Raw genomic sequence first — 26,004 nt, 5'->3', positions numbered from 1 at the left:
ACCCCCGTCCATTCTCCGGGTGATGAGCGAGAGCGAACCTTCAGCTGAGGAGTTGGAGCCGGAGACGATCACGGGCGGCCAGTTGGCGAACTGGCTGAACAAGCACGGTCCCGACTGGGTACTCGAAATCGAGCCGATCGGGCGGGAGACCGAGTACCTCGGCTTCATCGACGACCGGTTCAAGCTCCACCACGAGGGCGGTATCGACTTCGTCGCGCTGGACTATCTGGGCGAAGTCGCCGACGAGGCGCGTCGGATCGAGTACGTCCACCGTGACGACTCGCCGTTCGCGGTCGACGAGGACGAAGACGACGACGCCGACGAGTCGTAGGCGGCCATCTATTTGTCCGCGCATCCCCGAGTGGGCGCCATGCGCTTCGACCACGTCGGCATCGCCACGCGCGACGCCGACACGCTGGCCGACCTGTTCGGCACGCTGTTCGACGCGCCGGTCGCCCACCGGGAGACGTTCGACGGCCTCGACGTGACCTTTCTCGATCTGGGCAACGGCTATCTCGAACTGCTCGAACCGCTCGACGACGAGGGCGAGGGGGCGATCCCTCGGTATCTCGACCGCGAGGGGCCGGGCATCCACCACGTCGCCCTCGAAACGCCCGACGTGGCGGCCGCTCTCGACACGGCACGGGAACACGGGGTCGCCCTCGTCGACGAGACGCCCCGACCGGGCGCGTGGGGACACGAGGTGGCCTTCCTCCACCCCAAATCGACCGGTGGCGTCCTCGTCGAATTCGTCGAACACTGATGTACGACCCGTTCACCTACCGGGCGGGCGTGACGCCCGACGAGACGGCGCTGATCGACGCCGACCGCGAGGAGCGGTGGTCGGTGGCCGACCTCGACGCAGCGATTGAACGGGTCGCCGGCCGCCTCTCGGCGCTCGGCGTCCGCCCCGGCGACCGTCTCGGCGTCTGTCTCCCGACCCGCCCGGCCGCAGTCCGGGTGATTCACGCCGCGATTCGGCTCGGTGCCGTCCTCGTTCCGCTGGGGCCGACACTCGCGCCGCCGGAACTCGCCACGCGACTGGACCGGGCGGACGTGACGACGATCGTCTGTGACGCGTCGACGGAGGCCGACGCCGTCGCGGCCGTCGACGCCGCGTCGGACGGTGACGCCGCCGTTCCCGTCACGTCCGTCGACGATCCTACGACGGACCGCGCCGTCGCCCTCGACGCCCAGATGCCGGAGGCCGTCGTCCCTCACGACTGGCCGCTGGACGCGACGGTACTCGTGCCCTTCACCTCGGGCACGACGGGCGCGCCGAAAGGCGTCCGTCTCACGCTCCGAAACCTCCTCGCGAGCGCCGTCGCCTCCGTCTTCCGCCTCGGGTTCGACCGCCGCGAAACGTGGCACGTCACCCTCCCCCTCCACCACGTCGGCGGCTTCACCCCCGTCTTCCGGATGCCGCTCTACGGGATGACGGTCGTCCTCCGGGAGTCGTTCGACGCCGACGCGGTGGCCGCGGATCTGGAGCGCTACGACGTGACGGCCACCTCGCTCGTGCCGACCCAACTGGGCCGCATTCTGGATGTGACGGACGGATCGCTCGCCCCCTCGCTCCGCACGGTCCTCCTCGGCGGAGCGCCCGCCACCGAGGCTCTCCTCGACCGCTGTGCCGAGCGCTCGGTGCCCGTCTTCCCGACCTACGGCATGACGGAAGCGGCCTCGCAAATCGCGACGGCGACGCCCGAGGAAGCGCGCACGAATCCGGGGACGGTTGGTCGGCCGCTGTTCTGGACCGACCTCACCGTCCGCGACGGCGACGGCGACGAGCGACCGCCGGGCGAGACGGGCGAACTCGTCGTGTCGGGGCCGACGGTGTCGCCGGGCTACCTCGACGCCGACCGGACGGCCGAGGCCTTCGGTGACGACGGCCTCCGCACTGGCGACGTGGGCTACCGCGACGAAGGGGGGCTGTTCTGGGTCGTCGGCCGCACCGACGACCTGATCGTCACGGGCGGTGAGAACGTCGCGCCCGCGGAAGTCGCGGCCGCCCTCCGCGACCATCCGGATGTGGCCGACACGGCCGTCGTCGGTCTGCCGGACGAGGAGTGGGGCGAGCGCGTGGCCGCGCTGGTCGTGCCACGGGAGGATGCACGCTCGGCGTCGGCACTCGAATCGGCGCTCGACGACCACTGCCGGGAACGCCTCGCGGGGTACAAGGTGCCGCGGACGGTCGGCTTCGCGGACGAGATTCCCCGCACTGACTCGGGGACGGTCGACCGGACGGCGGTGCGCGAGCGGTTGGCCTAGCCCGTCACACCGTTCTCGGCGGGTGACACCCGGCGTTCGAGCGCTAGCAGGCCGACCGCGAGACCGACACAGCCGACGAGTAGCGTCGGCCAGAGCAGGTCCGCGTACCCGAAGTCGAAGAAGGCACCGCCGATGGCGGCGCCGAGGCCCATCCCGAGTCGCTTGGCGATTTCGATCAGCGAGAGCCGCGAACCGCGTTCGTCGGCGTGGCCCAGGTCGCTGGCGAGCGACGTGACCAGCGGCGAGTGGAGGACTTCGCCCACCGTCCGCAGGACGAGGAAGGCGCCGATCAGCCCCACGCCGAGGAGGGTGGGGACGAAGTCGACCAGCACGACGGCGAGAAAGCTCACGCCCCAGAACGCCGTGGAGGCGATCAGGCCGCGGGTGCGCCGCCAGTCCCCTATCATCCCGAGGACGGGCATCTGGAAGACGACGAGGACGAGCGGATTCAGCACGTAGAGCGTCCCGATCTGGGCCGAATCCAGCCCCAGCGTCTCGCTGGCGACGACGGGAACCGTCGCCTGCATCTGGGCGTACATGACGGCGAAGCCGACGTTGAGGAGGGCGAGAGCGACGAGGCGGTGCCGAGAGATGGCCCGCCCCCAGTCGCCGACGCTCTCGGAGAGGGTGGCCGCAGGTCGTCCCTCGTGGACCCGGGGGAGCGCGACGACGAGGACGACGGCGACGACGGCGGAGGTGAGACCGTCGGCGACGAAGACGGCGGTGTTAGCGAACTCGTAGAGGACGCCGCCGACGACGAACCCGGAGCCGAAGCCGACGTTGCTAGCGACTTTCAGGAGGCCGTAGCCGCGTTCGCGCTCCGCGGGATCGGTCAGGTCGGCGATCATCGCCTGACTCGCCGGGGCGTACAGCCCGGTCGTCAGGCCGGCGGCGGTCGCGACGGCGATAAAGCCCGCGCCAGTGGTGACGAGGGCGTAGGCGGCCAACGTGAACGCCGACAGCACCATGCTCCCGACCATCACCGGCCGGCGGCCGTAGCGGTCCGCGAGGTAGCCGCCGACGGCCGTGCCCGTCGCCGTGGCGACGTTGTTGGCCAGCAAGCCGAGGCCGACGACCGAGAGCGCCAGTCCGATCTGCAGGTGGAAGTGGATGCTGGCGAAGGGGTAGACGAGACCGGCGCCGAAGACGTTGATGAGGCGGCCGCCGGCGACGGCGTAGACGGGGCGGCGGAATCCCCGGACGGCGTCGAGCGTCGATCCGAACACGCTCGGTGGTCGGGAACGCCACCACGTCAACGGTTCGTTTCCGGGTGGCCGTGTGACGGCGACCCGCGGCGCGCGACTGACGGGGTCGCGCCGACAGATATTTCCAACTATCCAACATTTTTTGCGTATGGTCCCCTCTCGTCGCGCGTTCCTGTACGGCGCGGGTGTCGCCGTCGCGAGCAGCCTCGCCGGGTGTGCCGGCGTCGGTCTCGGGGACTCGCCGCAGCTCGGCCAGCTCGGCGTCACGAACTACGACACGCAGTCGCACGTCGTCCACGTCCTGCTCTTGGAGGGTGACGAGCCTGCCTACTGGACCTCGAAACGCGTCCCCGCCGCCGAGGGTGACGTGCTGGGAACGGCGGTGTTCGAGGGGGATCCGGCAGGGGTCGAGCCGAATCGGCTGCTCACTCGACTGGACGGCCAGTCGCTCTCGGCAGCCGACCGGTTCGACTTCGCCGAGTACGAGGCCGACTGTCTGGGACTCCAGATCGAAATCGGCGACGAGAGTCGGCCGCCCGAGCTCTCGATCTGGTACACGGCCGGTCCCGACCCGTGCGAGACGACAGAGACGACGGAGTGACCGTCGTCGCCTCCTCAGTCGTCCTCGGGGAGGACGCGGCTGGAGATGATGCTCGATCCGGGGATGCTCGACGGGGCCGAGGTCTCCCGGAGCGCGAACCGCTGTTTCACCGTGTCGTAGGCGAAGACGACCGTCCCCAGGATGAGCATGGTGTCACCCGGGAGCCGCGCCCAGAACAGCAGTTGGATCAGGTCACGGTTGTAGAACGCCAGACTGCGCGCGGCGTCGTAGTTTACGGTGAATGCGGTTTCGAGTTGCAGGAAGCCTACGGGCAGGACGGAGCCGAACACCATCACCGCGAGGCCGACGTTCCAGAGCCAGAACGACCACTTCAGGCGCCGGGGATTCCACTGGCCCGGATCGACCGCGATGCGGAGCATGTAGGTGACCATGCCGAGCGCGAGGAAGCCAAAGGCGCCGAACATGGCCGCGTGGGCGTGGCCGACGGTCAGGTACGTGCCGTGTTCGTAGTAGTTGATGATCGGGAGGTTGATGAAGAAGCCGAGGACGCCCGCGCCGACGAAGTTCCAGAACCCGGACGCGATGATGAACGCGAACGGCAGGGAGTAGGGGAAGGACTCGCCGGCGGTGACGAGCGCGCGGTACTCGTTGAGCGCCTCGAAGAGGATCAGGACGAGGGGGATGAGCTCGAGCGTCGAGAAGACCGAGCCGAACGGAATCCACACGTCGGGCTGGCCGATCCACCAGTAGTGGTGGGAGACGCCGATGACGCCCGAGCCCATCACGAACAGCGCCTGGAACATGACCGCCTTCTCGGCGGAGCGCCGTTTGAGGAGGTTCATCGACACCAGCGTGATGCCGACGATGGCGACGATGAAGAACTCGAAGGCGCCCTCGACCCACATGTGGACGACCCACCACCGCCAGAACTCGGTGACGACGATGTTGGTCTGGGGGGTGTAGAACATACCGGCGGTAAAGAGGAGGGCGATGGAGCCACCGGCGTAGAGGATCATGTGCGCGAGGCCGAAGGGTTCCTCCCGGTCCAGCAAGGGCTTGAACCCGCGAGCGACGAGGAACGCCCAGAAGACGAAGCCGGCGAGCAGGCCGAACTGCCAGAGGCGACCGACTTCCAGGTACTCCAGCCCCTCGTTGCCGATGATCCACCAGAGTGCCCCGTCGATGTAGCCGTTGGCTCCGAGCCAGATGCCCGCGAAGCCGCCGACGACCACGACCAGCAGGGCGCCGATCAGGGCGTGGACGTACCGCTTCTGATTCGAAGGTTCGGTCCCCGTCAGCAGCGGTGGGAGGAACAGGCCGGCGCCGAGCCACAGCGCCGCGATCCAGACGACGCCGAGGTCGATGTGGTAGGTCTTCGCCAGCGCGAACGGGAGGATGCCCACCACGTCGACACCGAGGAGTTCACCGAGGCCGAAGAAGCCGTCGCGCTCGATGTAGTAGTGGGCCAGAAGTCCGCCCAGCATGACCTGCCCGAGAAAGAGCGCGGCACCGATCGGGATGAACCGCGTCGCCGCGCGCTGACTCGGGAGGAGGTCGATGTCGTCGGGGTGAGGAATCGAGACGCCCTTCGTCTCCGGTTCCGGCAACTCGACCGACTTGTAGAGCCAGACGCCGATGCCCGCGCCGGCGACGAGCAACACCATGGCGATGACGCTCCAGGTCATCGTGCCCGCGGTGGGTTCGTTACCGGCGAGGGGCGCGTAGGGCCAGTCGTTCGTGTAGGTGTGGTCCGTACCCGGGCGTTCGGTGTGGGAGAACCACGCGGTCCAGAGGGCGAAGTCCGCGAACCGACGCGCGTCGTCAGCGGACTCGATAGTGCCCTCGGGGAGGCCGTGTTCGAGACTGCCCTCGTGGTAGCGCTCGACGTAGTCCGCACGCACCTGCTGGTGGGCGTACACTTCGGCCGCCGAATACTCGACCGGCTCCGTCGTGTCGGTGGAGGCGAGGTCCTCCTCGACGAGGCTGTCGACCGCGGCCTGTTCGGCCCCGGAGAGGTCGCTATAGGCCTCACCGTACCGTTCCTCGGCGTAGTACGACTGCATATACTGTACCTTCCGATCCAAGGCATCGGCGGTGTAGTCGCTCCCGAAGTACGCCCCGTTACCGAGAATGGAGCCGTGGTTCATCAGGGCGTCCGACTGAAATACGGTCTTCCCTTCGCGTATCTGTTCGCCCGTGACGACCGTCTCGCCGTCGGGGCCGACGAACTCCTGCGGGATGGGTGGGGCCTGCTGGTACGAGTACCACGCCCCGGCACCCATCACCACGAGGTTGCCGACGAAGACGACGAGCAGCAGTTTCGCGAGTGTCCGTCTGCGTACTTGCATGACATCTGATTCTCCACACCCGATCCCGTTGGACGTTGGTCCGAACATATTCGTCTCGTATCGGATCGTGCGGGACGTTCACGGGGGTCGAAACGAAGATGTTCGGGTAAAGTCCTGTAGGGGTGGGCTGTCTCTCACGACGTGAAGGGCCATGCCCTACGCCAAACTCACCATCGACCTGCCGGAGGCCATCTGGATCGGGGAGGTGTCACGGGAATTTCCGGCGACGACGTTCCGGGTGTTGTCGGCGGTTCCCTCCGGTGACGCCGGGTTCGGCCTGCTCGAAATCGAGAGCGAGTCGATGCCGGCCGTTCTGGACGCCATCGAGGACCGCCCGGGAATCTCCTCCGTCCAGTTGATGCAGCGCTCCGAGGACACCGCCATCGTCCAGTTCGAGACGACCGAGCCCCTGCTGTTGCTGTCGATTCAGCAGTCGGGTGCGCCCATCGAGCTCCCGCTGACCATCCGGGACGGGCAGGCCGTCATCGAACTCACGGCGTCGCGGGACCGGCTCTCGGAGTTCGGGCGCCAGCTAGAGACGTTCGGGATGTCCTACACGCTCAATCGGGTGTACGACGCCACCGACACGCCGGACCTGCTGACCGACCAGCAGCGCGACCTGCTCGTGACCGCCGTCGAGATGGGCTACTACGACACGCCACGGGAGTGTACGCTGACGGAACTGGCCGAGGAGGTGGGGCTCGCGAAGTCGACGACGAGCGTCACGCTCCATCGGGCGGAGGAGACGGTCGTCAAGGAGTTCGTCGCCGAGCGCCTCGACGTGACGCTCGACGAGCCGCCACGTGCGGTGTCGAAAGACTAGAAGGGAAGGATCGAACGGATGCGGCCGAAGATGCTGCCACCCGTCGAGACACGGTACTCCTCGAACACCGGATGGAGCAGGTCGAGCAGTTCGGACTCGGATTCGAACGTGCGTTTGGGGAGTGCGTCCATGGCCTCCGACAGGGCGACGGCGTTCCCGGAGCCGTCGTAGGGAATCTCGGGATCACCCAGCGCCCGGACGATTTCGTCGCGGGTCGCCGGATACTCGAGATCCGCGTGGTCGAGGTATCCGACGAGTGCGGCGATACCGAATTCGACCGCGTCCGGCGACGACGTATCCTGCTGTGGCGGCCTAGCTGCCATTACCGGGCGTTGTCACCGAGCCACTAAAAACGACCGCCATCCGCTCCGCTCCGTCGAACGCTACGCATATCCCGCCGGCCCACCTTCCGTCCACCATGACCGAGTACACGACGGTCTCGATTCCGAAGGAACTCGGCGACCGCGTCGAGGAGACTATCGAAGGCACCAGTTTCTCCAGCACGAGCGACCTCGTCCGGTTCCTGCTCCGGAGCATCGTCATCCAGTACCAGCGCCGGGGCGAGTTGACCGAGGCCGAGTTCGAGGAGATCACCGACCAGTTGGCCGACCTCGGCTACCTCGACTAACCCGTCGCCGCCGAGGACGGCAGACTCACCGTCGCAACGTTGTACAGCAACGCCGCCATCGTCATCGGCCCGACGCCACCGGGAACGGGAGTCATCGCGGCCGCCTTTGCCCCGACGCTCGCGGCGTCCACGTCGCCCACGACTGCCGTCTCACCGTCCCGCTCCACCCGCGTGGCGCTCACGTCGACCACCACGACGCCCTCGGAGACCATCGACCCGTCGACGAGGCCGGGCGCCCCCGCCGCGGTGACGAGGAGGTCCGCGGTCCGCGTCTTCGCACCCAGTTCGCGGGTCTTCGAGTGACAGACCGTCACCGTCGCGTCACGCCGGCAGAGCAGGTGCGCGAGCGGCGAGCCAATCGTCGGCGTGCGCCCGACGACGACGGCGTCCTGGCCCGCCACCTCGACGCCGTGTGCCGATAGCAACTGGTCGACGGCCAGCGTGGTGACGGGGGAGACGCGGGGATCACCGGCCACGAACCGTCCGACGTTCGCGGGCGCGAAACAGTCAACGTCCTTCTCGGGGGGAACGCGCTCCCTAACTGCCCCCTCGTCGACGTGGGTCGGGAGCGGCACCTGTACGAACAGCGCGGTCACGTCGGGATCGGCGGCCAGATCCTCCACCGCTCGGTAGACTCGCTCGGCAGGCGCGTCGGCCGGCAGGTCGATCCGGCGGGTGTCGATTCCTACCTCGGCACAGCGGTCGTGTTTGCGGTCCATGAACGCCGTCGCTCCCTCGGCGTCGCTCACGAGGAGGGTGGCGAGACACGGATCGACACCGGCCTCGCGGCACGCAGCGAGCCGTTCGAGCGCCTCGTCCCGGAGGGTCGCGGCCGGGTCGTCGCCAGCGAGTCGGCGTGGCTCGGTCGGTGGCACGGCTCCCCCGAGGAGCCGCGGACTCAAAGCCGTTCGGCCGCTCACTCGGGTAACGACTCCGCCGGCGGTTCGGCGTCCAGAATCGTCAGCGACAGTTCGCGCCCCCGGCGGTCGAAGGCGGTGATTCGCTCCCACGGCGGAACTGCGAGCAACACGACGCCCGCGAGGTCGTCGCGGCGGGTGAGTTCCGCGGGGCCCTGCGGGTGGGTGAGAAAGCGGGCGCGTCCCCGGCCGGCGGGCGTTCCGAGGTCGACACCGAACACGTCGCTGACGGCCCGGCCCGCCGTCGGGAAGTAGACGTGGCTCAGGACGGGCGTCGACGGGTCGACGCCGAGGTCGGTCTCGAAGTCGCCGGCGGGCGTCGCGTCGAGGACGACGTTCATCTGCGCGGGTTCGGTCGCCGCTGCCCGTTCGAGGAGCAGGTCGATCAGGCCGCGGGTCGCGTAGACGGGTGTGTCCCCGTTTTCGTTCCTCCCACTCACGTCACACCATCTCGCGGATCATCTTCGCGTACGCAGCCGGGATGCGTCGGCGTGCGCCAGAGAGGGCATCCCGGAGCGCCGCGGTCGCATCGTCGAAGACGCCTTCTCCGTGCCCGACGAGAATGCGCTCGGGAGTGAGGTCGCCGAGAGCGTCCCGCGGCGGAATGGGTCGGAGCATGGGGTGGACGCCGAGACGTTCGTCGCCGGCACGGAAGAACGAGGCCGTCCCCACCGCCTCGGCGACGAGGAGGGTGTCGTCGGGGCCGTAGAGCGCGGCCTCCTGCCACGGCGGGAGCGAGGCGTCGCGGACGCGCCGGACGCGGTAGCCCGAATCGCCGAGTTCGTGGCCGAACCGTTCGACCGGCGCGTCGAGTTTCGACGCGACGCCGTCCATCCACTCGGGGATGGAGACGGGCACGTCGTGACGGCGAGCGACGGCCGCGGCGTCGCGTTTGTGGCGGTCGAGACAGAGTGCGACGCCGGTCACCTCGCCCAGGTCGGCGAGCAAGTCGTCGACGGCCGGCGCGTCCACTGGGTCGATCACCCACACGCCGTCGTCGGTGTCGAGGGCGTGACTCGCCCGTTGCATCCGTTCGTCGGGATAGGCGATCCAGCCGAGGCCGCCGTCCCAGCGGTCGATCTCACGCAGCTCCGCGCGACCGCCCTTCAGAGGCATACCGACGTGTGGGGACGGGACGCGCATAAACCCTCGATTGGGGAGGATTAACCCGGTTCGGCCCCTACGTCGACCGTGCTCACTCGGCTCGCCCACCTGGCCCTCGAGATCAAGGATCTCGACGCCGCGCGATCGTTCTACGTCGACCGCTTCGGCCTGCAGGCCGCCAGCGAGACGGCCACCGAACTCCGGTTCCCGGTCGGTGAGACGGATCTCGTCCTCAGGCGGCCGACCGGCGTCCCTCGGGGTGGCCTGCACACGCATTTCGCCTTCTCGGCCGCGCCGGGGACGCTGGCGGCGTGGCGGGAGCGACTCGCCGCCCTCGACCCCGAGGAAGTCGACTTCGGCGGCTACCGGTCGCTGTACGTCTACGACCCCGACGGCAACTGCGTCGAAATCGGCGGCGAGGAGGGGAACGGACGCGGCGACGCCGACACCCCGACCGGCATCTTCGAGGTTGTCCTCGAAGTCAGGGACCTCGATACCGCCGAGGCGACGTACACGGCGCTGGGGTTCGAACCGGTCGATCGTGGGGAGTCACGGCGACGCGTCAGGCTTCGGGGACCGATGGATCTGGAACTCTGGGAGCCACAACTCGGCCTCGCGGACGCTCGCGGCGGCGTCCACGTCGATCTGGGATTCGAAACGGGGGATCCGGCGGCGGCCGCCGACGCGATTGCGGCGTGGACGACGGCACGCGAGTCGGTCGCCGACGGCGTCCGGGTGCGCGACGGCGACGGCCACTGGGTGACGTTCCGCGGTTAGGAAAGGCGGTCGGTGTCGATGCCGACGCCGGGCGGCGTCACGACGAGGAAGCCCCGGAAGCGCATGAGGGTGCCGCCGGCGTCGCGAATCTCACGGGCGAACCCGGCCGCGAGGCGGTTCAGGTCGCCCTCGACGTTCAACACGAGGATCTTGCCGTCCTCGACGGCGCCGATCCACTCGTCGGGGTCGGTGCTGCCGTCGAGGATCCCGAGGACCACCTCCGACCCGCCGTCCTCGCCCCCCTCCAGTTGTTCCTCCGCGTTCCGGAGGTCGAGGTCGAACTCGCTCATGTCCGTAGGGTCGCTCGGCCGGGAGAAAAGCGTTCGGGCGCGTCGGTCCGGTGGTGTCCGGAGACGCCGACGAATCGGGGCGTTCGCGGTGGTCACCATCGGTGCCGTCGGATCCGTCAGTGGGTGATCGGACGCCCGTCCGTGACGTTCCGGAACCCCACGATCACTCTTTGACCTATCAGGACCATTACGTCCCTCCTGTTCGAGCTATTCCGATAGACCGATGACACGGCGCCCCGCGAGCGTTCTCTTGGCGATGGTAGTCGTCCTGGCCGGCTGTATGGGTCCGGTGGCTCCATCCGACGGGACACCCACTCCGACTGCCGACCGAGCATATCCCGAGGGTGCTGGACCGAACCACATCGACTTCTCGGCGCTCGACGCCGACAACGAACGTGTCGAGTACAGCCCCCGAGCCCACTGGGCGTCGTACGCCATCGTCTATACGGCGCCGGCCGAGCGTCGGCTCGTGGAAGGGAACTACTCCATCGACTCCACCACGGGAGCAATCATCGGCGAGCGCTGGAACGACGCCACCGTCTACATAAACGGGTCGACGTACGCGTTCGTCCAGCCAGCTGCGAGTGTGCCCGAACACGAGCGCGAGCGATTCGAATCGGACGACAGCTTCGTCTACCACGAGGCCACCGACGCGTACTATCGGTACGACCGGCACTACGGAAGCGTCGCGCCGACCAACATCGGGCGTCATCCCGACCTGCTCGAAGCGTACACGTGGGAAGCCACCGACACGACGACACATCACGGCGTCCCCGTCATCACCTACCGAGCGACCGGTAGCCGCGCGGATACCCGCGCGCCACCGATCGTCGACGGGACGCTCCGGCTCGGCGCCGAGGACGGCGTCGTTTACGCGTTCAATATCACCGTCGACGCGGACGAACGGTATCACTACACGTACGCGGTGAAGCCGGCCCCGTTTCCGGAGCACGAGTGGGTTGATCGCGCCCGGGAACTGAGCGCCGACAACACCACCGCCGCGGGGTAACTCTCCGAGCGTGGTGCGTTCGCGCTAGCCGTTCGGTCCGACCACTAACTGGGGTCGAACTCGCCGCGCCTGAGCCCCACCCGAACCGGCTCGTGTTCCGCCTCGCTCGGCGGCGGCGCGGTCACGAGGAGGGCTTCGAGCTGGGAGTCGTCGTCGGCTTTCACGCCCCGATCCGTACCGGCGGCGACGGTCACCACGTCGCCCGGCTCGACGCGGTGGTCCGTCTCGCCCTCGCGGACGACACCGGTGCCGGACTGAACGGCGACGACGAGGTCGCTGTCCGGCGCGTGGACCGGGATGAACTGCCCGGGGTCGAAGTAGCCACAGACGACCTGCAGGTTGTCGGTCTTGAACACTTTGTGGGCGGCGAACTGCTCGTCGTCGTAGGCGCGTTCGGCGTCGAAGTCGGTGATCGGCATAGGTATGGATCGGCGCCCGTCGGTCGGAAGGGTTCGCCCGAACGTGTTCGGTGAGGGTGGCGAGTAGGCCGATTCGCCCCGTCCCTCTGGCGATTCGGTGACACGTCTCCACCACCCGATACCGGAAAAATCCCGGACGCCGTCGGGGGCGGTGAGAACGCGTCAGGTCGCTGACTCCGGGATCGACAGGGACAGGTTTATATACGAAGGCTATCCTCTGATAGGATACAATGTCTAACGACATGGAGGATTCGTCGGATACCCCGGCGGATCGAGTTCTTCCAGGGCACGTTGGCCCGCACTGGTGAAATAGACGGTGTACGAATTTTCGACACGACGCTCCGAGACGGCGAGCAGTCGCCACGCACGTCGTTCAGTTACGACGAGAAGCGAGACATCGCCGCAGTCCTTGACGAGATGGGCACCCACGTCATCGAGGCGGGGTTCCCGGTCAACTCCGACGCGGAGTTCGAGGCCGTTCGAGACATCTCGAACGCGACCAACACGACGGTGTGTGGCCTCGCCCGCGTCGTCGACAAGGACGTGGAGGCGGCGCTCGACTCGGGCGTGGAACTGGTCCACGTCTTCGTGAGTACGAGCGACGTACAGTTGCAGGACTCCATGCACGCCTCGCGCGAGGAGGCGGTCAACCGCGCGGTTCAGGCGGTCGAACGCGTGAAGGAGGCCGGCGTGGAGTGTATGTTCTCGCCGATGGACGCCACCCGCACCGACGACGACTTCCTCGTCGAGGTGGTGGAGGCGGTCAGCGAGGTGGGAGCCGACTGGATCAACATTCCGGACACCTGCGGGGTGGCGACGCCCACGCGGTTCATGGATCTGGTCCAGATGGTCCGCGAAAACACCGACGCACGCGTCGACGTGCACGCCCACGACGACTTCGGGCTGGCGACGGCCAACGCCATCGCCGGCTTCGAGGCGGGCGCCGCACAGGCGCAGGTGTCGGTCAACGGCATCGGTGAACGCGCCGGCAACGCCGCCTTCGAGGAGGTCGTCATGGCCTCCGAGGCGCTGTACGACGTGGACACCGGAATCGACACGACCCGGATCACGGAGCTGTCCCGGATGGTTGAGGACTACAGCGACATCCCCAACCCGCCGAACAAGCCGGTCGTGGGGCGCAACGCCTTCTCCCACGAGAGCGGCATCCACGCCGCGGGCGTCATCGAGAACTCGTCCACGTTCGAACCGGGCGTGATGACGCCGGAGATGGTGGGGGCGACCCGCGAGTTCGTCCTCGGCAAGCATACGGGGACTCACTCGGTCCGCAAGCGCCTCGAAGAAATCGGCTACGAGCCGACCGACTCCGAAGTCCGGGCCGTCACGCGACTGGTCAAGGATTACGGCGCGGACAAACAGCGCGTGACGATGGCCGACCTGCGGCGCTTCGCCCGCGAGGAGAACGTCACTCGCGAGGAGGAGGTCCGCGCGTAATGGGATCGCCCCCGGCCGCTCCTCCCGTGGAGCGGCGGGTGGCCCATCTACCGGACTGCGACGGAAACAGTTATACGGCCGGAGAGGCACTCAACGGGTACGATGCGAGGGTTCGATCCCGCTCGCGGCACGCCCGCGAGCGTCGATCGTCGGAGTCGCCGGCGCGGACGCGGAGCCGGCGGTCCGATCGACCCAATTGTAGGGGCTGTATAGCCCCTCACACTCCATTCCTCGGCCCCGACCGTACCGTACATAGCCAGACGGCCACACGACCATGAACCATCCACATCGACAGTCACCGACGTACAGACGAGCATGAGCGAACGAACGACCCAACCACCCGAGACGGAGGAGGCGACCGATACGGGCGGGGAGACGGAGCCCGAGCCGACGCCGACGACGGTCACCGACGGCGCGACGTCGACCGTCCGCGCCCTCGAAAACGCCGGCATCGAAGTGATGTTCGGCGTGCAGGGCGGCGCGATCATGCCGGTCTACGACGCGCTCTGGGACTCTGATCTCCGCCACGTCATGATGGCCCACGAGCAGGGGGCGGCCCACGCCGCCGACGCGTACAACGTGGTGTCCGGCCAGCCGGGCGTCTGCCTGGCCACGTCGGGCCCCGGCGCGACCAACCTCGTGACCGGACTCGCCGACGCCAACATGGACTCGGACGCCGTGGTGGCGCTGACCGGACAGGTGCCCCAGCACATGGTCGGTAGCGACGCCTTCCAGGAGACCGACACCACGGGCATCACCGCGCCCATCACGAAGAACAACTACTTCGCGAGCGACCCCGACACCGTCGGCGACACCGTCGGCGAGGCGGTCGCCCTCGCGAGTAGCGGGCGACCGGGGCCCACGCTGGTCGACCTGCCCAAAGACGTCACGAACGGCGAGACGGATCGCGAACCCGGCATGCCCCAGACGCCGGAGACGTACACGCCACAGGACGAAGCCGACGAGGCGGCCGTCGCGGAGGCGGCCCGTGCCATCGAGTCGGCCGAGAAACCGCTGCTCCTGTTCGGCGGCGGCGTCGTGAAGGCGAACGCGTCGGACGTGGCCCGCGAGTTCGCCATCGAATACGACATTCCGGTCGTGACGACGATGCCCGGCATCGGCACCATGCCCGAGGACCACGACCTCTGTCTGTCGTGGGCGGGCATGCACGGCACCGGCTACGCCAACATGGCGATCAACCACACGGACCTGCTGATCGCCGTGGGTACCCGGTTCGACGACCGCCTGACGGGCGGTATCGAGACGTTCGCGCCGAGCGCGGAGGTCATCCACGTCGACATCGACCCCGCGGAGATCAGCAAGAACATCCACGCCGACTACCCGCTGATCGGCGACGCGGGACGTGTCGTCGAACAGCTTCACGACGCAGTGAGCGAGGCACCTGACGCCGACGAGTGGCGCGAGCAGTGCCAGACGTGGAAAGCGGAGTATCCGATGGATTACGCGGCGCCGGACGACGAACCGCTCAAACCGCAGTTCGTCGTCGAGGCGCTGGACGAGGCCACGAGCGACGAGGCCATCGTCACCTCGGGTGTCGGCCAGCACCAGATGTGGGCGTCCCAGTACTGGACGTTCCGCGACCCGCGCAAGTGGATCTCCTCCCACGGCCTCGGGACGATGGGCTACGGCCTGCCCGCGGCCATCGGCGCACGGCTGGCGGCCGACGGCGACGAGGAAGTCGTCTGCATCGACGGTGACGGCTCCTTCCTGATGACGGTCGAGGAACTCTCCGTCGCGGTTCGCGAGAACCTCGACATCACCGTCGCCATCCTGAACAACGAGTACATCGGGATGGTCCGTCAGTGGCAGGACGCCTTCTTCGAGGGGCGACACATGGCCGCCGGCTACAGCTGGATTCCGGAGTTCGACAAACTCGCGGAGGCGTTCGGCGCCCGCGGCTGGCGCGTCGACGACTACGACGAGGTGGCCGACGCCATCGAGGAGGCACTCGCCTACGACGGGCCGTCGGTGATCGACTTCCACATCGACCCCGCAGAGAACGTCTACCCGATGGTGCCGAGCGGCGGCGCAAACGACAAGTTCGCACTCTCGGAGGATCAGCTATGAGCGGCGGACTCGAAGGCCCCGAGCCGGAGGAGCGACCGACTCCCGAGGGCCGACGCAACTCGCAGGGGATTCGGATCGACCCCGAGGTCGAGGCGGAGCCCGACGCTCGTCGGGCCGTCCTCTCGGCGCTCGTGAAACACGAACCCGGTGTGCTGGCGAACATCTCCGGGCTCTTCCGGCGGCGGCAGTTCAATATCGAAAGCCTCACCGTGGGGCCGACCACCGATCCGGATAGAGCGCGGATCACGCTCGAAATCGAGGAGCCCGAACCGGGCATCGAACAGGCGAAGAAACAACTGCAGAAGCTCGTCCCGGTCATCGCCGTCACGGAGCTCGAAGCTAGCGCCATCCGGCGCGAACTCGCGCTGATCAAGGTGGACGGCTCCGCCCCCGATCAGGTCGGGGCCGTGGCGGAGATGTACGACGGCAAGACCGTCGACGTCTCTCAGGAGTCGGTGACGGTCGAGATCACGGGTAGCGAGCAGAAAATCGACGCGGCGGTCGAGACGTTCGGCCGGTTCGGTATCCACGAGATCGTCCGGACCGGCACGGCGGCGCTCGAACGCGGCACACACAAGACGACATAACCATGAGCGAAACCGAATTCACCGTCCCAGTGTACTACGACAACGACGCGAACAGTGACGCAATCGCCAACAAGACCGTAGCCGTCCTCGGCTACGGCAGTCAGGGCCACGCCCACGCCCAGAACCTCGACGACAGCGGGGTCGACGTGGTCGTCGGCCTCCGGAAGGACTCCGACTCGTGGACGCAGGCCGAGAACGACGGCCTGCGCGTCGCGACCCCGGACGACGCCGCCGCGGAGGCGGACATCGTCTCGATGCTCGTCCCCGACACCGTCCAGCCGGCGGTGTTCGAGGCCATCAGCGACGGACTGGAAGCCGGCGACACCCTCCAGTTCGCCCACGGGTTCAACATCCACTACAACCAGATCCAGCCCCCCGAGGACGTGGACGTGACGATGATCGCGCCCAAGACCCCGGGTCACCTCCTCCGGCGCAACTACGTCGAGGATACCGGCACGCCCGCGCTCCTCGCCGTCTACCAGAATACGACGGACGGGGCGAAGGAGGAAGCGCTGGCGTACGCGCAGGCCATCGGCTGCACCCGCGCGGGCGTCGTCGAGACGACGTTCCAGGAGGAAGTCGAGACGGACCTGTTCGGCGAGCAGGCGGTCCTCTGTGGCGGCATCACGTCGCTCATCAAGAAGGGCTACGAGACGCTGGTCGACGCGGGCTACAGCCCCGAGATGGCGTACTTCGAGTGTCTCAACGAGATGAAGCTGATCGTCGACCTGATGTACGAGGGCGGGATGGCCGAGATGTGGAACTCGGTCTCCGACACCGCCGAGTACGGCGGCCTCGCCGTGGGGCCGGAGATCGTCGGCGAAGGCGTCCGCGAGAACATGGACGAAGCGCTCGAACAGGTCCAGAACGGCGAGTTCGCTCGTGAGTGGATCCTCGAGAACCAGGCGGGTCGCCCCTCCTACACGCAGCTCCACGCGGCCGACCGGAACCACGACATCGAGGAGGTTGGCGCTCGGCTGCGCGCGCTGTTCTCCTGGGCCGAGGAGGCCGAGGAGGAGGAGGAGGCAGAGGCCCCGGCCGATGACTGACCGGATGGCCGCGGTCGATCACACCCACCCGACGCAGGACGCCGTCGCGGGCGCGTACCGACGCGGTCGGCAGGCTGACGGGCTGCGAGCCGACGGCGCCGGCGACGACTCGGACGCCGAGACCGACCCCGAGACAGCCCGCATGCGCGACGTGTCCCACACGCCGACGGACGGCGACGGGGCGAACGACGTCTGGGCGCGTGGCGAGACGGACGAGGTACGTGACGACGATGAGTGAGGGCACGCTCTACGACAAGGTGTGGGACCGGCACAAGGTGGCCGACCTGCCGAACGGGCAGGACCAGCTGTTCATCGGCCTGCACCTGATCCACGAGGTGACGAGTCCGCAGCCGTTCTCCGAGTTGCGGGAGCGGGGCATCGAGGTGCCCTATCCCGAGCGCAACGTGGCGACGGTGGACCACATCGTCCCCACGCGCCCAGAGGGTCGGGAGCGCCCGCTGGCCGACGAGTCGGCCGAGGGGATGCTCACGGCGCTGGAGCGCAACACCTCGGAGACTGGCATCCAGTTCTACGGGCTGGATTCGGACAAGCAGGGTATCACGCACGTCGTCGCGCCCGAGTTGGGTCTGACCCAGCCGGGGATGACGATCGTCTGTGGCGACTCCCACACCGCCACCCACGGCGCCTTCGGCTCCATTGCGTTCGGCATCGGGACGAGTCAGGTGCGGGACGTGCTGGCCTCGCAGTGTGTCGCCGCCGACAAGGCCGAGGTCCGTCGGATCGAGGTCGACGGTCGGCTCGGCGAGGGCGTCCACTCGAAGGACCTGATCCTGAAGATCATCGCCGAACTCGGCGTCGACGGCGGCGTCGGCTACGTCTACGAGTACGGCGGTGAGGCGGTCCACGACCTCTCGATGGAGGAACGGCTCGCGGTCTGTAACATGTCCATCGAGGGCGGCGCTCGCGCGGGCTACATCAACCCCGACGAGACGACCTACGAGTTCCTGCGCGGCCGCGAGTTCGCCCCCGAGGGCGAGGCCTTCGAGGAGCGCAAGGAATACTGGGAGTCGATCAAGAGCGACTCCGACGCCGAGTACGACGACGTGGTCCACCTCGACGCCGGGGATCTGGAACCGATGGTCACCTGGGGGACGAACCCCGGACAGGCCGTCGGCATCTCGGAACCAGTCCCGGCTCCCGAGGACCTCCCCGAAGGCGAACGCGAGGCCGCCCGGACCGCTCAGGAGCACACGGGCGTCACGCCCGGCGAGCCGATGGCCGGCTACGACATCGACGTGGCCTTCCTCGGCACGTGTACGAACGGCCGCGTGAGCGACTTCCGCGAGGCCGCCGCGGTGCTGGAGGGTCGAGAGGTCCACCCGGACGTGCGCGCACTCGCGGTGCCCGGCTCGCAGACGGTGAAATCGAAGCTCGAAGCGGAGGGCGTCGACGACATCTTCCGCGAGGCGGGCTTCGACTGGCGCGAGGCCGGCTGTTCGATGTGTCTGGCCATGAACGACGACTCCCTGGAGGGCGACGAGCGGTGTGCGTCCTCGTCGAACCGCAACTACGTGGGTCGACAGGGGAGCAAGGGCGGCCGGACCGTGTTGATGAGTCCGGCGATGGTCGCTGCGGCCGCCGTCGAGGGCGAGGTAACCGACGTGCGGAATCTGGAGGTGGACGCATGAGCGGCGAGGGGTCGGAGAGCCCTCGGGAAGACGGCGTCGGCGTCGAGGAGATGAAGGTCCGCCGTGTCGCCGGTACCGGCGTCCCCGTCCGTGGCGACGACATCGACACGGACCAGATCATCCCCGCCCGCTTCCTCAAGACGACGACGTGGGAGGGGATGGATCAGTACGCCTTCTACGACGCCCGCCGCGACGACGACGGGACCCTCAACGACCACCCCTTCAACGAGTACAAGGGGGCGAACGTGCTCGTCGTCAACGACAACTTCGGCTGTGGCTCCTCGCGTGAGCACGCGCCGCGGGCGCTGGCTCGCTGGGGTGTCGAGGCAATCGTCGGCGAGTCGTTCGCGGAAATCTTCGCGGACAACTGCAAGTCGCTGGGCATCCCGGCGGCGACGACGGACGCCGAGACGGTCGAGGAACTCCAGTCGTTCATCGAGGAGGCCCCCGAGGTGGGCATCGAACTCGACGTGGTCGACGAGACGGTCACTTACGACGGCAAGACCGTCGACGTGGACATCGACGAGGCGATGCGCGGGGCGCTGGTGCAGGGCATCTGGGACACGGTCGCCCTGCTCCGGTCCAACATGGACGCTATCGACGAGACGGCGGCGGACCTGCCGTACGTCGACCGATGACCGAGCGCATCGCCGTCATCCCCGGCGACGGCATCGGCCACGAAGTCGTCCCGGCGACGCTACGCGTCCTCGATGCGGTGGTCGAGTTCGAGTACGACCACGTCGAGGCGGGCGACGCGGTCGCGGAGCGGACGGGCGAACCCCTGCCCGCGGAGACGCTGGAGGCGGTCACGAACGCCGACGCGACGCTGTTCGGTGCGACCGGCGAAACCTCGGCGGACGTGATCCTCCCGCTCCGGGACGCGGTTGACTCCTTCGTCAACATCCGCCCGGCGCGGACCTACCCCGGCGTCGACGCCGTCCAGCCGGAGACGGATCTGGTCATCCTCCGGGAGAACACGGAGGGCGTCTACGCGGGGATGGAGGACCGCCTGACCGAGGACGTGTCGACGCTGACGCGGCTGGTCACGCAGTCGGCCTCCCGCCGCCTCGCGGAGTTCGCCTGCGACTACGCCGACTCGAACGGCCACGACGGCTTCACCATCGCGCACAAGAACAACGTGATGCGCGTAACCGACGGGCTGTTCGTCGACACGATTCGGGAGGTGGCGAGCGAACGCGGCGTCGACGCCGACGACGCGTACATGGACGCGATGGCGACCCATCTCGCCATGGACCCTACTCAGTACGACGTGATCGTCTGTCCCAATCTCGCGGGTGACGTGCTCTCCGATCTGGCCGCGGGGCTGGTCGGCGGTCTCGGCCTCCTGCCGAGCGCGAACGTCGGCTCGGAGCGGGGCATCTTCGAACCCGTCCACGGCTGTGCGCCCGACATCGCGGGCGAGGGCGTCGCCAATCCGGCGGCGACCATCTTCTCGGCCGCGATGTTACTCGACTTCCTCGACTACGACGACGAGGCGGCGGCCGTCCGGACGGCCGTCGAGACGACGCTGGCCGAGGGGCCGCGAACGCCCGACCTCGGCGGGAATGCGACGACCGACGAGGTTGCGGACGCGGTCGTCGACCGCCTATCTTAAAAGGGCGTAGCGTCTTCTTCCGACCATGCCGCAGATCCACCTCGACGACGAGACGGTCGCCCGCCTCGACAGCCTGCGACAGGACGACGAGGAGTACGACGAGCTCGTCACCGAACTCATCAACATCTACGAGGCGGAGGAACTGACGCTGTTCCACAGCGGCGACGAAGTGTAGCTACTCGTCGGCGTACCGCTCGCGGATATCGTCCCACTTCCCCTTCTCCTCTAGGCGCGCTTGGAGCGCGTCGGCGTACTCGCCGACGAGTCGTTCGGCCGCTTCGAGTCTGTCGGCCTCGTCGTCGCCACCCATTCCGAGGGCACCGCGGATGGCGTCGAAGACGCCGGTGCCGCTGTCCTGCTGACTCTGGCCGCCCGGTCCGCCGGGCATCCCCTGTTGTACCTTCTCCAGTTCGGGCATCATCTGGGGCAGGCTCTCCGTGTCGGGAACGATCCGCGCCCGTTCGGGGTCGTCCGCGTCTTCGATTTCGAAGTCGACGGCGGTCATGATCAACCCCCACTCCTGATTCGAGAACTCCGAGTTGCGGACCCGATCGTTGAACTCCCGGTCGACGGCCATCCGGTCGCCGACGATCCTGTCGGTCCAGTTCGACATGGACGCCCCTACGCCGACCCGACGTATCAGGGTTTCCCACGCCGTCTGGCGCGTACGCCGTCTCGATCACACGCATAACTTATGCGTCAGACGGCGATACCGCACTCTCAGTATCGCGGTTGAGCGGGCGACGGCCGCGTGTGCCGCCGTGGATTCTCGTCGTTCGACGTAATCGAGAGACGTGAGCGGGATAGACGCGTGACGCGAGCAGGAAAGCTTATATACTCCGGTCGCTCGACCACGGCTACGCAGATGTTGGAACCACTGTATCGCGCTGGCGCGTTCGCGGCATATCAGATCACCCTCGCCGTCGGCATCGCGTTGATGCCGCTGGCGTTACTCGCCCGTCGACTCGGCGTCACCATTCCGCTCGGTGACCTCGTGGCGGCGACGGGGCGGGCCTACGACCGCATGCGTCGGTAGCTCGATACCGAAGGGTTGCATTTATCAGCGCGCCCCCGCAAGGGCAGGTGATGCGTACCCCGACGAATCAGGACTTTTCACGGACGCAGGACCGTCTCGACGGGCAGGACCGCCCGGTGTTCGGGCCGGAGATCGGCGAATTCACGGACACCGACGAGCGCCTCGCTGCCGCGGGTAGCGAGGACAAGGAGATGAAAACGGGCACGACGACCGTCGGCCTCTCGACCGAGAACGGCGTCGTCATGGCCACCGACATGCGCGCGAGCGCCGGCCGGATGGTCTCCAGCAAGGACGTCCAGAAGGTCGAACAGATCCACCCGAACGCCGCCCTCACTATCGCGGGATCGGTGTCGGCCGCCCAGTCGCTCATCCGCTCGCTTCGCTCCGAGACCAGCCTCTACGAGACCCGTCGGGGCAAGGAGATGAGTATGGAAGCGCTGTCGACGCTCACGAGCAACTTCCTCCGCTCCGGGGCCTTCTTCATCGTTTCGCCGCTCCTCGGCGGCGTCGACGAGGACGGCGCGCACGTCTACAGTCTCGACCCCCTCGGCGGCATGATGGAAGAGGACTACGCCGTCTCCGGCTCCGGGAGCCAGTACGCTCTCGGTGTTCTCGAACAGGAGTACGAGGACGACCTCTCGATCGACGAGGCGCGGGGCGTCGCGGCGCAGGCCATCCAGAGCGCCGTCGAACGCGACCTGGCGTCCGGCAACGGGATCAACGTCGCCGTCGTCACCGACGAGGGCGTCGACATCTCGAAGCACAAGGACTTCGAGTCGCTGATCTAGACCCTACTGCGACCACCAGTCGGTGAACGCCCCGTCGAGGAGCGTCTCCGTCTGTTCGTCCACGTAGGCGCGCTGCATCGCAGGAATGGCCTTTCCGAGCGGCTCACCGTTCTCCACCCGGTCACGTACGCGGTCGCGCTTCCACCGGGCGGGCGTGATGCCCGATTCGACGCGCGCCCGGAGCGGCGCGACGTACGACACCGCGTCCGACTCGGTACAGCCGGCGTTCCGCAGGCCTTCGACGGCGTGTGAGAAGATGTCGTCGTAGATCATCTCCGTGTCGGTCGTTTCCTCCCCACTGTTGGTGATCCAGCGCTGATCGCTCGTGAACCCCTCACGAGCGGCGGCGTAGAAGTTCTCCCGGGCGACGCTCCAGTCCTGGTCGATCACCGGGTGTTCGTTCCGTGGCAGGCTCTCCATCAACCCGGCGAACGTCGCCATGAACGACATGGAGTCGCGGACGGTCGGTTGCGCGGCGATGGGGCGGAACTCGATGCGAGCGTTGGCGGAGGAGCGGTCGGCGCCGTCGAACACCGGCCGCACCCACCGCCAGAACGTGCCGTGTTTGCGCCGGAGCGTGGCGAACTTGTCGTCGAAGCGGTCGCCACCCTCGACGGGCATGGGAACGACCGTCGGGTCGTTGGCGACGCGGTCGACGGCTTCCTCGACGGTGTCCAGATCCTCCGGGAACCGAACCTTCTGGGCGTTCTCGCTGTTCAGGACGGATTCGAAGACGAAGATGCGGTTCTCGGCGCGCGCGTCGGCGACGACCGTCTCCGGAGCGACGCCGTCGTCGTAGAGGTCCGGCGGGAAGAAGGGGGAGTTGCCGCCGAGGGCGAGGAGGGGTCCGGCGACCCGCAGGGCGTAGTTGTGGTAGGTCGGCAGGTCGGAGGCGTGGGGCACCTGATAATGTGGTTGGATCGACGTGATGAGGCTCTCCGGCATCACGGTGTCGGCTTCGAGGGTGACGTGTGGCGCGTCGACGGTAAACGGCGTCGGCGTGTTCGGCCCGTTGGCCATCGCGTGATACCGGACCGCGTCGGTCATGTTCGTCGCGATGCGGACGCCGCCGTCGGAGATGCTGTCGGTCAGGTAGTCACGGGCCGTCTCGCCCGACGGCGGGATGGTCCAGATGCCGTCGCTGACGAGGCGCATCCCCTCGATGCGCGTCGTCTGGAGCGCAGAGAGGAGGTGCGAGCGAACGCCAGCCGACTGCGCCCGGAGGCCTTCGGCGTTCAGTGGCTGGGGGCTCGTCGTCAGTTCGGCGTTGTGGAGGCCGAGTTCCTTCTCGAAGCGGATGAGTTCGAGGAGCCGACGGGGAACGCGGACGAGTTCCGCGCCCGTCTCCGCGTCCTCGCGCTCCTGGCGCCACCGGCCGTCCGCGACGGCGTAGAACTCGTACTCCAGCCCGATGATCGAGCGGTGGTTGTCGAAGGTGCCGTCCTTGAGTTCGCTTTTGACCACCTCGGCGTCTGCCTGCGCCTGCGCCCGGAACTCCGAGACGTCGACGTCGAGCACTGCTCGGACCTGCGCCGCCAGGTCGCTGTTCATACCCCTCCCTGCACGATACAGCGTCTTGAATCCGATGCCTCCGCGCCGAACCCGTCGCGCTTAACCGCCACGCGGACGGAGCCCGGACCGATGGATTTCGCCGACTTCGCCGACCGCGTCGACGCCATCGAGGCCGAATCTGCCGACCTCGCGATCACATCGCTGGTCGCGGACCTATTCGTCGACGCTGGCGCCGACCTTCCCGTGGTCGCCCGACTGTTGCTCGGGCGGGTCTTCCCCGCGTGGGACTCGACGACCCTCGACGTCGGACCGAACCTCTGTCACGAGGCGCTCGCCCGCGCCGCCGGGCCGAACGTCACCGCCGACGACGTGGCGGCGACGCTGGCCGACGCTGGCGAGATCGGTGCAGTCGCCGAGTCGCTGGATCTCGGCGGCCAACAGGGCCTGGCCGCGTTCGGCGCCGCCGAGCCCGATCCGCTGACCGTCGCCGAGGTGGACGACCGCCTGCGGGACCTCGCCGCCGCCGAGGGGGCAGGGAGTCGCGACCACAAGGTCGACGTGCTCTTCGGCCTGTTCAACCGGACCGATCCGGTCGCGGCGCGCTATCTCGCCCGACTCGTCCTCTCGGAGATGCGGATCGGGGTCGGCGAGGGCACCGTCCGCGACGCGATTGCCGAGGCGTTCGACGTGCCGGCCGACGACGTCGAACGCGCCCTACAGGTCACCAACGATTACGGATCGATGGCCGTCCGCGCCTGCGACGAGGGGGAAGCGGGGCTGGCGGCGGCCGAACTCGCCGTTGGCCGACCGGTGCAAGCGATGCTCGCCCAGACCGGGACGGCCGCCGACGCCGTCGAAGCGTGGGAGTCGGTCGCCGTCGAGACCAAATTCGACGGCGCACGGGTGCAGATCCACCACGACCCGGCTGACGAGACCCGCGTGTTCTCCCGGAATCTGGAGGACGTGACCGACGCCCTGCCGGAGATCGTCGAGTTCGTGGCCGACCTCGACGTGCCCGTCATCCTCGACGGTGAAGCCATCGCCGTCGACGACGCGGGCGATCCGCTCCCCTTTCAGGAGGTACTCCGGCGATTCCGCCGGAAACACGACGTGGCGCGGATGCGCGAGGAGGTGACCGTCGAGTTCCGAGCGTTCGACTGCCTTCACGTCGACGGGACGGATCTGCTCGATGCGCCGCTTCTCGACCGGCGGGAGCGGCTGTCGTCGGTGTTGTCGGACGGACTCTCGCCGCTCACGGTCGCCGAGGACGTGGAGACCATCGCCGACCACGAGGCGACGGCCCTCGACGCGGGCCACGAGGGGATCATGCTCAAGAATCCCGAGTCGGCGTACACGCCGGGCAAGCGTGGGCAGAACTGGCTGAAACGCAAGCCGGACGTGGAGACGCTGGACCTGGTCGTCACGGGTGCGGAGTGGGGTGAGGGGCGCCGGGCGAACCACCTCGGTACGTTTCTGTTGTCGGCGCGGGACGAGGACGAGTTCGCGACCATCGGCAAGGTGGCGACGGGCATCACCGACGAGCGACTGGCCGAGTTGAGCGACCGCCTCGAACCGCTGATCCGGAACCAGGAGGGCACCGAAGTCGATATCGAGCCGGAAGTCGTCTTCGAGGTGGGGTACGAGGAGATTCAGGCGTCGTCCACCTACGGCTCGGGGCACGCGCTCCGATTCCCGCGGTTCGTCGCCGTTCGGGAGGACAAGACGCCGAGCGAGGCCGATTCGCTGTCTCGGATCGAGCGTCTCGTCGATGAGCACGAATAGCGACGAGAGGGTGGGCGCTATCGAGGGGATCACGACGCGACCGCCTCCGGCACGGTACTATTGAATTAATAACGCTTTCGACAGGTCGATCCT

Annotated in this window: 30 protein-coding genes; 20 read left to right on the top strand and 10 right to left on the bottom strand. The window is 67.9% G+C overall.

Annotation, left to right across the window (positions count from 1 at the left end; genetic code table 11):
* Positions 1 to 22 precede the first annotated feature (22 nt).
* From DU502_RS10985 to menE, 3 genes are read left to right on the top strand one after another with little or no spacing between them, the layout of a single operon-like run.
* On the top strand, positions 23 to 331 hold the full coding sequence (locus DU502_RS10985; protein WP_121919401.1) for a hypothetical protein: 309 nt from the start codon (positions 23 to 25) through the stop codon (positions 329 to 331).
* 39 nt (positions 332 to 370) lie between these two features.
* Complete coding sequence (mce, locus tag DU502_RS10980; RefSeq protein WP_121919400.1) at positions 371 to 763, top strand: methylmalonyl-CoA epimerase; 393 nt, start codon at positions 371 to 373, stop codon at positions 761 to 763.
* Complete coding sequence (gene menE, locus DU502_RS10975; protein WP_121919399.1) at positions 763 to 2,271, top strand: o-succinylbenzoate--CoA ligase; 1,509 nt, start codon at positions 763 to 765, stop codon at positions 2,269 to 2,271. The genes mce and menE overlap by 1 nt, the downstream gene beginning before the upstream one ends.
* On the opposite strand, the gene DU502_RS10970 is transcribed toward menE, so the two are convergent.
* Entirely contained in the window at positions 2,268 to 3,497 is a 1,230-nt protein-coding gene (locus DU502_RS10970; protein WP_121919398.1) for an MFS transporter, read from the bottom strand. The two genes, menE and DU502_RS10970, sit on opposite strands and share 4 nt — an antisense overlap.
* A 127-nt stretch (positions 3,498 to 3,624) precedes the next feature.
* Between DU502_RS10970 and DU502_RS10965 the strand changes: the two genes are divergently transcribed.
* Entirely contained in the window at positions 3,625 to 4,077 is a 453-nt protein-coding gene (locus DU502_RS10965; RefSeq protein ID WP_121919397.1) for a hypothetical protein, read from the top strand.
* Positions 4,078 to 4,091: 14 nt separating this feature from the next.
* Here the strand turns inward: DU502_RS10965 and DU502_RS10960 are convergent, their stop codons facing one another.
* Positions 4,092 to 6,386, bottom strand: coding sequence for a nitric-oxide reductase large subunit (locus DU502_RS10960; RefSeq protein ID WP_121919396.1), 2,295 nt, complete (start codon positions 6,384 to 6,386; stop codon positions 4,092 to 4,094).
* 151 nt (positions 6,387 to 6,537) lie between these two features.
* Between DU502_RS10960 and DU502_RS10955 the strand changes: the two genes are divergently transcribed.
* Complete coding sequence (locus tag DU502_RS10955; protein WP_121919395.1) at positions 6,538 to 7,209, top strand: helix-turn-helix domain-containing protein; 672 nt, start codon at positions 6,538 to 6,540, stop codon at positions 7,207 to 7,209.
* Here DU502_RS10955 and DU502_RS10950 read toward each other — a convergent pair.
* Positions 7,206 to 7,532, bottom strand: a complete 327-nt coding sequence (locus DU502_RS10950) for a DUF5789 family protein (RefSeq protein ID WP_121919394.1) — start codon at positions 7,530 to 7,532, stop codon at positions 7,206 to 7,208. The genes DU502_RS10955 and DU502_RS10950 overlap by 4 nt on opposite strands.
* A gap of 95 nt (positions 7,533 to 7,627) precedes the next feature.
* On the opposite strand from DU502_RS10950, the gene DU502_RS10945 reads away from it, so the two are divergent.
* Positions 7,628 to 7,837, top strand: coding sequence for a ribbon-helix-helix domain-containing protein (locus DU502_RS10945; RefSeq protein ID WP_049936679.1), 210 nt, complete (start codon positions 7,628 to 7,630; stop codon positions 7,835 to 7,837).
* Here DU502_RS10945 and DU502_RS10940 read toward each other — a convergent pair.
* From DU502_RS10940 to DU502_RS10930, 3 genes are read right to left on the bottom strand one after another with little or no spacing between them, the layout of a single operon-like run.
* Positions 7,834 to 8,712, bottom strand: coding sequence for a bifunctional 5,10-methylenetetrahydrofolate dehydrogenase/5,10-methenyltetrahydrofolate cyclohydrolase (locus DU502_RS10940; protein ID WP_121919393.1), 879 nt, complete (start codon positions 8,710 to 8,712; stop codon positions 7,834 to 7,836). The two genes, DU502_RS10945 and DU502_RS10940, sit on opposite strands and share 4 nt — an antisense overlap.
* A 41-nt stretch (positions 8,713 to 8,753) precedes the next feature.
* Positions 8,754 to 9,194, bottom strand: coding sequence for a hypothetical protein (locus tag DU502_RS10935; protein WP_241966765.1), 441 nt, complete (start codon positions 9,192 to 9,194; stop codon positions 8,754 to 8,756).
* Between the two features lies 1 nt (position 9,195).
* Positions 9,196 to 9,870 (bottom strand): hypothetical protein, encoded by a 675-nt coding sequence (locus DU502_RS10930; RefSeq protein ID WP_121919392.1) that lies wholly within the window; start codon positions 9,868 to 9,870, stop codon positions 9,196 to 9,198.
* Between the two features lie 75 nt (positions 9,871 to 9,945).
* On the opposite strand from DU502_RS10930, the gene DU502_RS10925 reads away from it, so the two are divergent.
* Positions 9,946 to 10,635: a VOC family protein gene (locus DU502_RS10925; RefSeq protein WP_121919391.1), complete on the top strand. Its 690-nt coding sequence runs from the start codon at positions 9,946 to 9,948 to the stop codon at positions 10,633 to 10,635.
* On the opposite strand, the gene DU502_RS10920 is transcribed toward DU502_RS10925, so the two are convergent.
* On the bottom strand, positions 10,632 to 10,925 hold the full coding sequence (locus DU502_RS10920; RefSeq protein ID WP_121919390.1) for a DUF5779 family protein: 294 nt from the start codon (positions 10,923 to 10,925) through the stop codon (positions 10,632 to 10,634). The two genes, DU502_RS10925 and DU502_RS10920, sit on opposite strands and share 4 nt — an antisense overlap.
* A gap of 256 nt (positions 10,926 to 11,181) precedes the next feature.
* On the opposite strand from DU502_RS10920, the gene DU502_RS10915 reads away from it, so the two are divergent.
* On the top strand, positions 11,182 to 11,934 hold the full coding sequence (locus DU502_RS10915; RefSeq protein WP_208020318.1) for a hypothetical protein: 753 nt from the start codon (positions 11,182 to 11,184) through the stop codon (positions 11,932 to 11,934).
* A 44-nt stretch (positions 11,935 to 11,978) separates the two neighbouring features.
* Here the strand turns inward: DU502_RS10915 and DU502_RS10910 are convergent, their stop codons facing one another.
* A complete protein-coding gene (locus DU502_RS10910) occupies positions 11,979 to 12,353 on the bottom strand; it encodes a cupin domain-containing protein (RefSeq protein ID WP_121919388.1) in 375 nt (124 codons plus the stop codon).
* Between the two features lie 225 nt (positions 12,354 to 12,578).
* On the opposite strand from DU502_RS10910, the gene DU502_RS10905 reads away from it, so the two are divergent.
* From DU502_RS10905 to DU502_RS18290, 9 genes are all read left to right on the top strand, one after another.
* The gene (locus tag DU502_RS10905) at positions 12,579 to 13,805 is read left to right on the top strand and encodes a LeuA family protein (RefSeq protein WP_121919387.1); all 1,227 of its coding nucleotides are present in this window, start codon (positions 12,579 to 12,581) and stop codon (positions 13,803 to 13,805) included.
* A 315-nt stretch (positions 13,806 to 14,120) separates the two neighbouring features.
* Positions 14,121 to 15,893, top strand: coding sequence for a biosynthetic-type acetolactate synthase large subunit (gene ilvB / locus DU502_RS10900; RefSeq protein ID WP_121919386.1), 1,773 nt, complete (start codon positions 14,121 to 14,123; stop codon positions 15,891 to 15,893).
* A complete protein-coding gene (ilvN, locus tag DU502_RS10895) occupies positions 15,890 to 16,480 on the top strand; it encodes an acetolactate synthase small subunit (protein ID WP_121919385.1) in 591 nt (196 codons plus the stop codon). The genes ilvB and ilvN overlap by 4 nt, the downstream gene beginning before the upstream one ends.
* A gap of 2 nt (positions 16,481 to 16,482) precedes the next feature.
* Entirely contained in the window at positions 16,483 to 17,529 is a 1,047-nt protein-coding gene (gene ilvC / locus DU502_RS10890; RefSeq protein WP_121919384.1) for a ketol-acid reductoisomerase, read from the top strand.
* Positions 17,522 to 17,767: a hypothetical protein gene (locus tag DU502_RS10885; RefSeq protein ID WP_121919383.1), complete on the top strand. Its 246-nt coding sequence runs from the start codon at positions 17,522 to 17,524 to the stop codon at positions 17,765 to 17,767. The genes ilvC and DU502_RS10885 overlap by 8 nt, the downstream gene beginning before the upstream one ends.
* On the top strand, positions 17,760 to 19,178 hold the full coding sequence (gene leuC / locus DU502_RS10880; RefSeq protein WP_121919491.1) for a 3-isopropylmalate dehydratase large subunit: 1,419 nt from the start codon (positions 17,760 to 17,762) through the stop codon (positions 19,176 to 19,178). Before DU502_RS10885 ends, leuC begins: the two co-directional genes overlap by 8 nt.
* The gene (gene leuD / locus DU502_RS10875) at positions 19,175 to 19,816 is read left to right on the top strand and encodes a 3-isopropylmalate dehydratase small subunit (protein WP_121919382.1); all 642 of its coding nucleotides are present in this window, start codon (positions 19,175 to 19,177) and stop codon (positions 19,814 to 19,816) included. Before leuC ends, leuD begins: the two co-directional genes overlap by 4 nt.
* Complete coding sequence (locus DU502_RS10870; RefSeq protein ID WP_121919381.1) at positions 19,813 to 20,793, top strand: isocitrate/isopropylmalate dehydrogenase family protein; 981 nt, start codon at positions 19,813 to 19,815, stop codon at positions 20,791 to 20,793. Before leuD ends, DU502_RS10870 begins: the two co-directional genes overlap by 4 nt.
* A 25-nt stretch (positions 20,794 to 20,818) precedes the next feature.
* Entirely contained in the window at positions 20,819 to 20,968 is a 150-nt protein-coding gene (locus tag DU502_RS18290) for a DUF7557 family protein (protein ID WP_166033667.1), read from the top strand.
* Here DU502_RS18290 and DU502_RS10865 read toward each other — a convergent pair whose 3' ends face one another.
* On the bottom strand, positions 20,969 to 21,406 hold the full coding sequence (locus DU502_RS10865) for a DUF5799 family protein (RefSeq protein ID WP_121919380.1): 438 nt from the start codon (positions 21,404 to 21,406) through the stop codon (positions 20,969 to 20,971). It abuts the gene before it with no gap.
* A 252-nt stretch (positions 21,407 to 21,658) separates the two neighbouring features.
* Here DU502_RS10865 and DU502_RS18285 point away from each other — a divergent pair, with 252 nt between their 5' ends.
* Complete coding sequence (locus DU502_RS18285) at positions 21,659 to 21,829, top strand: hypothetical protein (RefSeq protein WP_166033665.1); 171 nt, start codon at positions 21,659 to 21,661, stop codon at positions 21,827 to 21,829.
* 50 nt (positions 21,830 to 21,879) lie between these two features.
* Positions 21,880 to 22,617: an archaeal proteasome endopeptidase complex subunit beta gene (psmB, locus tag DU502_RS10860; RefSeq protein WP_121919379.1), complete on the top strand. Its 738-nt coding sequence runs from the start codon at positions 21,880 to 21,882 to the stop codon at positions 22,615 to 22,617.
* 3 nt (positions 22,618 to 22,620) lie between these two features.
* On the opposite strand, the gene DU502_RS10855 is transcribed toward psmB, so the two are convergent.
* Positions 22,621 to 24,168, bottom strand: a complete 1,548-nt coding sequence (locus DU502_RS10855; protein ID WP_121919378.1) for a hypothetical protein — start codon at positions 24,166 to 24,168, stop codon at positions 22,621 to 22,623.
* A 90-nt stretch (positions 24,169 to 24,258) separates the two neighbouring features.
* On the opposite strand from DU502_RS10855, the gene ligA reads away from it, so the two are divergent.
* Entirely contained in the window at positions 24,259 to 25,911 is a 1,653-nt protein-coding gene (gene ligA, locus DU502_RS10850; protein WP_121919377.1) for an ATP-dependent DNA ligase LigA, read from the top strand.
* The last annotated feature ends 93 nt before the right edge of the window (positions 25,912 to 26,004 follow it).

The organism is Haloplanus aerogenes (assembly GCF_003856835.1).
GTDB lineage: Archaea > Halobacteriota > Halobacteria > Halobacteriales > Haloferacaceae > Haloplanus > Haloplanus aerogenes.
The sequence above is the reverse complement of the archived record's forward strand: the minus strand, read 5'-3'. Positions and strand labels throughout refer to the sequence as shown.

What these genes read in the sequence shown, in the direction of transcription:
- DU502_RS10985 (WP_121919401.1), top strand. Translation starts at nt 23, where the DNA reads ATGAGCGAGAGCGAACCTTCAGCTGAGGAGTTGGAGCCGGAGACGATC.
- mce (WP_121919400.1), top strand. Translation starts at nt 371, where the DNA reads ATGCGCTTCGACCACGTCGGCATCGCCACGCGCGACGCCGACACGCTG.
- menE (WP_121919399.1), top strand. Translation starts at nt 763, where the DNA reads ATGTACGACCCGTTCACCTACCGGGCGGGCGTGACGCCCGACGAGACG.
- DU502_RS10965 (WP_121919397.1), top strand. Translation starts at nt 3,625, where the DNA reads ATGGTCCCCTCTCGTCGCGCGTTCCTGTACGGCGCGGGTGTCGCCGTC.
- DU502_RS10960 (WP_121919396.1), bottom strand. Translation starts at nt 6,386, where the DNA reads ATGCAAGTACGCAGACGGACACTCGCGAAACTGCTGCTCGTCGTCTTC.
- DU502_RS10955 (WP_121919395.1), top strand. Translation starts at nt 6,538, where the DNA reads ATGCCCTACGCCAAACTCACCATCGACCTGCCGGAGGCCATCTGGATC.
- DU502_RS10950 (WP_121919394.1), bottom strand. Translation starts at nt 7,532, where the DNA reads ATGGCAGCTAGGCCGCCACAGCAGGATACGTCGTCGCCGGACGCGGTC.
- DU502_RS10945 (WP_049936679.1), top strand. Translation starts at nt 7,628, where the DNA reads ATGACCGAGTACACGACGGTCTCGATTCCGAAGGAACTCGGCGACCGC.
- DU502_RS10930 (WP_121919392.1), bottom strand. Translation starts at nt 9,870, where the DNA reads ATGCCTCTGAAGGGCGGTCGCGCGGAGCTGCGTGAGATCGACCGCTGG.
- DU502_RS10920 (WP_121919390.1), bottom strand. Translation starts at nt 10,925, where the DNA reads ATGAGCGAGTTCGACCTCGACCTCCGGAACGCGGAGGAACAACTGGAG.
- DU502_RS10915 (WP_208020318.1), top strand. Translation starts at nt 11,182, where the DNA reads ATGGTAGTCGTCCTGGCCGGCTGTATGGGTCCGGTGGCTCCATCCGAC.
- DU502_RS10910 (WP_121919388.1), bottom strand. Translation starts at nt 12,353, where the DNA reads ATGCCGATCACCGACTTCGACGCCGAACGCGCCTACGACGACGAGCAG.
- ilvB (WP_121919386.1), top strand. Translation starts at nt 14,121, where the DNA reads ATGAGCGAACGAACGACCCAACCACCCGAGACGGAGGAGGCGACCGAT.
- ilvN (WP_121919385.1), top strand. Translation starts at nt 15,890, where the DNA reads ATGAGCGGCGGACTCGAAGGCCCCGAGCCGGAGGAGCGACCGACTCCC.
- ilvC (WP_121919384.1), top strand. Translation starts at nt 16,483, where the DNA reads ATGAGCGAAACCGAATTCACCGTCCCAGTGTACTACGACAACGACGCG.
- DU502_RS10885 (WP_121919383.1), top strand. Translation starts at nt 17,522, where the DNA reads ATGACTGACCGGATGGCCGCGGTCGATCACACCCACCCGACGCAGGAC.
- leuC (WP_121919491.1), top strand. Translation starts at nt 17,760, where the DNA reads ATGAGTGAGGGCACGCTCTACGACAAGGTGTGGGACCGGCACAAGGTG.
- leuD (WP_121919382.1), top strand. Translation starts at nt 19,175, where the DNA reads ATGAGCGGCGAGGGGTCGGAGAGCCCTCGGGAAGACGGCGTCGGCGTC.
- DU502_RS10870 (WP_121919381.1), top strand. Translation starts at nt 19,813, where the DNA reads ATGACCGAGCGCATCGCCGTCATCCCCGGCGACGGCATCGGCCACGAA.
- DU502_RS18290 (WP_166033667.1), top strand. Translation starts at nt 20,819, where the DNA reads ATGCCGCAGATCCACCTCGACGACGAGACGGTCGCCCGCCTCGACAGC.
- DU502_RS10865 (WP_121919380.1), bottom strand. Translation starts at nt 21,406, where the DNA reads ATGTCGAACTGGACCGACAGGATCGTCGGCGACCGGATGGCCGTCGAC.
- DU502_RS18285 (WP_166033665.1), top strand. Translation starts at nt 21,659, where the DNA reads ATGTTGGAACCACTGTATCGCGCTGGCGCGTTCGCGGCATATCAGATC.
- psmB (WP_121919379.1), top strand. Translation starts at nt 21,880, where the DNA reads ATGCGTACCCCGACGAATCAGGACTTTTCACGGACGCAGGACCGTCTC.
- DU502_RS10855 (WP_121919378.1), bottom strand. Translation starts at nt 24,168, where the DNA reads ATGAACAGCGACCTGGCGGCGCAGGTCCGAGCAGTGCTCGACGTCGAC.
- ligA (WP_121919377.1), top strand. Translation starts at nt 24,259, where the DNA reads ATGGATTTCGCCGACTTCGCCGACCGCGTCGACGCCATCGAGGCCGAA.